The 3,698-nt window shown below is 51.7% G+C and carries 3 protein-coding genes and 1 pseudogene; 2 read left to right on the forward strand and 2 right to left on the reverse strand.

What is annotated here, in order from left to right:
- Together BOW51_RS08400 and BOW51_RS08405 are read right to left on the reverse strand one after the other, a co-directional pair.
- A partial coding sequence (locus tag BOW51_RS08400; protein ID WP_135568166.1) for a response regulator transcription factor occupies nt 1–328 on the reverse strand: 328 nt, incomplete at its 3' end.
- Nucleotides 325–2,868, reverse strand: coding sequence for a PAS domain-containing sensor histidine kinase (locus BOW51_RS08405; RefSeq protein WP_167367288.1), 2,544 nt, complete (start codon nt 2,866–2,868; stop codon nt 325–327). The genes BOW51_RS08405 and BOW51_RS08400, both read right to left, overlap by 4 nt.
- 266 nt (nt 2,869–3,134) lie before the next feature.
- Here BOW51_RS08405 and BOW51_RS08410 point away from each other — a divergent pair, with 266 nt between their 5' ends.
- Nucleotides 3,135–3,326, forward strand: a complete 192-nt coding sequence (locus BOW51_RS08410) for a hypothetical protein (protein ID WP_078477318.1) — start codon at nt 3,135–3,137, stop codon at nt 3,324–3,326.
- Nucleotides 3,327–3,437: 111 nt separating this feature from the next.
- Nucleotides 3,438–3,698 (forward strand): annotated as a pseudogene (locus tag BOW51_RS08415) (DNA-formamidopyrimidine glycosylase family protein); the annotation flags it as partial.

Genomic DNA, 3,698 nt, shown 5'->3' on the forward strand with positions numbered 1-3,698 from the left:
CGATAAAATCGCGCACACCAGCCTTCATTGCCTTGACTGCCATCGCGATGTCACCATGACCGGTAATGATGATCACTGGTGCACGTATCTCACGCTCCTCAAGCTGTGATTGCAGTTTGAGACCCGACATCCCCGGCATACGGACATCCAGCAGCAGGCAGCCTGCCTGCCCTGGATAATAGCTATCGAGAAACTTCTGTGCCGATTCAAAGGTCTCGACCTCGAGTCCGTCTGACTCAATCAGCCAGCGTAACGAACTGCGCATCGCTTCATCGTCATCAACGACAAAGACCTTGCCCGTGATTTTTTTGTCACTACTATCACTCATGCGATCTGTTTATTCCTTGCTGATAGCGGGAGAGAGAGTCTGAAGGTCGCCCCGCCCAACTCTCCCGAAGAGACATGAATTCTACCATCATGTTCCTCGATAATGCTCTGCGAGATGGCCAGTCCCATACCCATGCCCGTGGTCTTGGTACTAAAAAAGGGCTCGAACAGATGTTCCATCGCCTGTTCCGAAATCCCAGGACCGTTATCCTCGATCAGAATCATCATGTTGTCATTATCAACCCTTGTACTGATTCGGATTTTACCCTTTACCCCACTGCCTGCAATCGCATCAATGGCGTTACGCAACAGGTTGAGAATCACCTGTTCAACCTGCACCAGGTCGAGTGGAATTGGTGGCAGGTTACTGCCTGCGTCGAAATCGACATCAAGGTGTGCCTTGCGAATCTCGAAATCCATAAATGAGAGGACTTCACGAATCATCTCGTTAACATCTACTGATTGACGCACCCTGCTCTGTCGTTCAACCAGGCCGCGCAACCACTTGATGATCTGTGCCGCGCGCGTTGCCTGGGCCTTGATATTGTCGAGCGGTTCGAGTAACTCCTCGCCACTTGCACCACGCACAAAGCGACGCTTGGCGCCATTGGCGTAATTGATAATTGCCGACAGCGGCTGGTTGAGTTCATGCGCCAGGCCGGTGGCCATTTCACCCATGCTACTGACTCGACAGACATGAATCAGTTCGTTCTGGTGGCGTCGCGCCTCCTCCTCGGCAAGACGCGTCTCTGTGACATCACGCGCATAGAGATTGACATAGTCAAGTTCAGGCATCGGTGACAACATGATCGAGTAAACGGCATCATCCGTTTTGACCTCGCGTTCTAAGTCATCGCCGCTTGAGAGCGCCTCTGCAACACGAATGCGCCACTCAAGCGGTAACTCCTGCATGCGTCCGCTATGCCAGAAATCCATCAAGGGTTCGCTCGCCTGGTTGGCGTACTGAATGATACCCTGCTTGTCAATACGCAGGATGGGCGACGGGCTTTCACTGGGAAATGCAGCAAGAGCACGAATCTCGTTTTCCTGTCGGCGGCGCTCTGAAATATCGTGCAAGTAAAAGGTAAACAGCACCTCGTCGCGCAACTGGATCGACTGGATGGCGATCTCGACAGGAAAACGGCTGCCGTCAGACCTCTGTGCAACCAGCTCGGAACGGGCATCATTGAAATCCTTGGCACGCTGACACTCGGCAAACAGGTTGAGAAAATAGATTCTGCTTTCCGGTGCGATAAGACGCTCAACTGACAGGTTGTCGACGACCTCGTCCTCACAATAATTGAACTCCTCCTCGGCAGTAGGATTGAAGTCAATGATGGTGCCGTCACTGGTGGTTGTAACGATTGAATCAACCGAGGCATCCATAATGGCACTGGTGAGTGCTTCCTTCTCGAGAATCTCGGACTCGTGCCTGCTGCGCATCTCCTCGCGGGCCTCGCGCACCAGGTTGATAAATTGCCGCATCCACTCCTCCAGAATCATCAACTGGTTACCAATGCGCGCTGCCGGCTGGCTAATCCCCAGTGCCCGCTGGGAAAAGTCCGAGAGACGCTGCAACGCACGGCTGAGACGGTTGGAAACCAGCATGAAAAGCAGTGAGAAAAAGATGATAAAGCTGAATGCAACAATGGCTCGCTGACGCCGTTCAAGCGCGATAACAGAGCGACGCAGCTCTCGCACACTTGCCTTCGGAATCATGGTGGCAAAGAGTAGATTGCTGTTGGCGCCACCGTATTCGGCAAATGATTGAGTGGTCACGGCATATTTTCTATCTAGTGTTTCCAGTGCCACTCCCTTGCCAACCACTTCCGGATCACTGCTATTGAGTATGATCTGGGTGGCGCCATCAACTACAGCTGTGAGGGCCTCTGTGACAAGCCCGCTCTGTGCTGAAGAGAGAAACGTGGCATCGACAGGCACGACCATAACGAGGGTTCCCATGATGTTGTAGGCCGCATCTTCCGCAACAGTCGCTGCGAGCAGGTAAGGCTCTCCATCGATGTCGGTCAGAATAGTCTGTGGTGACGAAATATAGGACGCCAGTTGTGACAACAACTCTTCAGGTAGAAGCGATTGCTGCAGGCGATACTCCTCGCGTATCTGCCCCTCGGTATCGAGAAGCATGATGTGAGTCGGCGAAGCAAGGGGTTTCCAGCGTTCGGGTTCCGGCAGCCAGTTAGGCTGCTTGTCCGTATACAGAAGCCGTGGTTCCTGGTCGTCAGGAAACCAGTAGACAGGATTGAGATAGTTGGCAAGTTTCCTGTGATTGGAGAGCAACCGAATGGTGGTCTCGTAACTCTGTACCGAGTGGTCAAAATGAATAAGTGCCTCACGCGCGCGTTGATCGAGGTTTATTTGAAGTTGCTCGTCGTAAATTTTGTTAACCGCATCTTCCTGAACGGTATCTATCACTTCCCATAGCGCATAACCTGCCAGCAAGCCGAAAAATGCGGCGAACAGGGACATTGGCGTATAGCGCAGGATCGCGCGTCCCAATTGGCGCAGCTTCTCGTACAGCATGTGAAGAAGTTTCATGCAGTGACGATAATCAATTTAGATAAAAGCTACAAGCTACAGGTGTCATCTTCCACAAAAAAGCCGCTATGCTCAGCCATTTTGTGCCAAAACGAATCAAATGGATTCCGCAGGCAAATCTCATCAACCATCACCCCCCAAATGCATGTAGGAAAAGTCCTACAAAAAGTTCAGAAAAACTCTCTATTTACTTCCCTTCTAAAGCACTAAATTTACTGTAGCAGCATGACAAACACGACAAGGAGAGTGACATGGTGAAATCGAATGCAATCTATTTAAAAACTACCATGCAGTTAGTCACAGAAGCAGATACTCACGATATACCAGGTACCATCATACAAATGCGTGAGGGAAACCTGGATATGGAGCTGTTCCTCGTCAGGCAGTGGGCTGTGAAACAAAAGTTAATTGGCCTGGATACAGATATCGGTGCATTCGGTTAAACAGGAAAAGTAACAGCCGGATAACCGGACTCATCGCAGCGTAGACCTGGCAGGAGCATCCTTTATACTAGGGGCTCCTGTCCTGTCTCTCTGAAAGCCTCGTAAAACATCATGCCGGAACTGCCCGAAGTTGAAACAACAAAACGCGGCATCGAGCCATACCTTGAGGGAAAGCGTATCACCGATATCGTGGTGCGAAACGCCTCCTTGCGGCAACATTCTCATACACCTGGGGATGTCGGGCAGCCTGCGCGTGGTTCCCGCCAACACTCAGCCGCAGAAGCATGATCATGTCGATCTGGTCGTTGGCAAGCAGGCAGTGCGCCTGCGCGATCCACGCCGTTTTGGACTGTTCCTGTGGAGCGAAGAGAG

This window comes from Solemya elarraichensis gill symbiont (assembly GCF_002021095.1).
GTDB lineage: Bacteria > Pseudomonadota > Gammaproteobacteria > Chromatiales > Chromatiaceae.

Excerpts from the sequence above, each read along its gene's own strand:
- BOW51_RS08405 (WP_167367288.1), bottom strand. The coding sequence starts at position 2,868 with ATGCTGTACGAGAAGCTGCGCCAATTGGGACGCGCGATCCTGCGCTAT.
- BOW51_RS08410 (WP_078477318.1), top strand. The coding sequence starts at position 3,135 with ATGGTGAAATCGAATGCAATCTATTTAAAAACTACCATGCAGTTAGTC.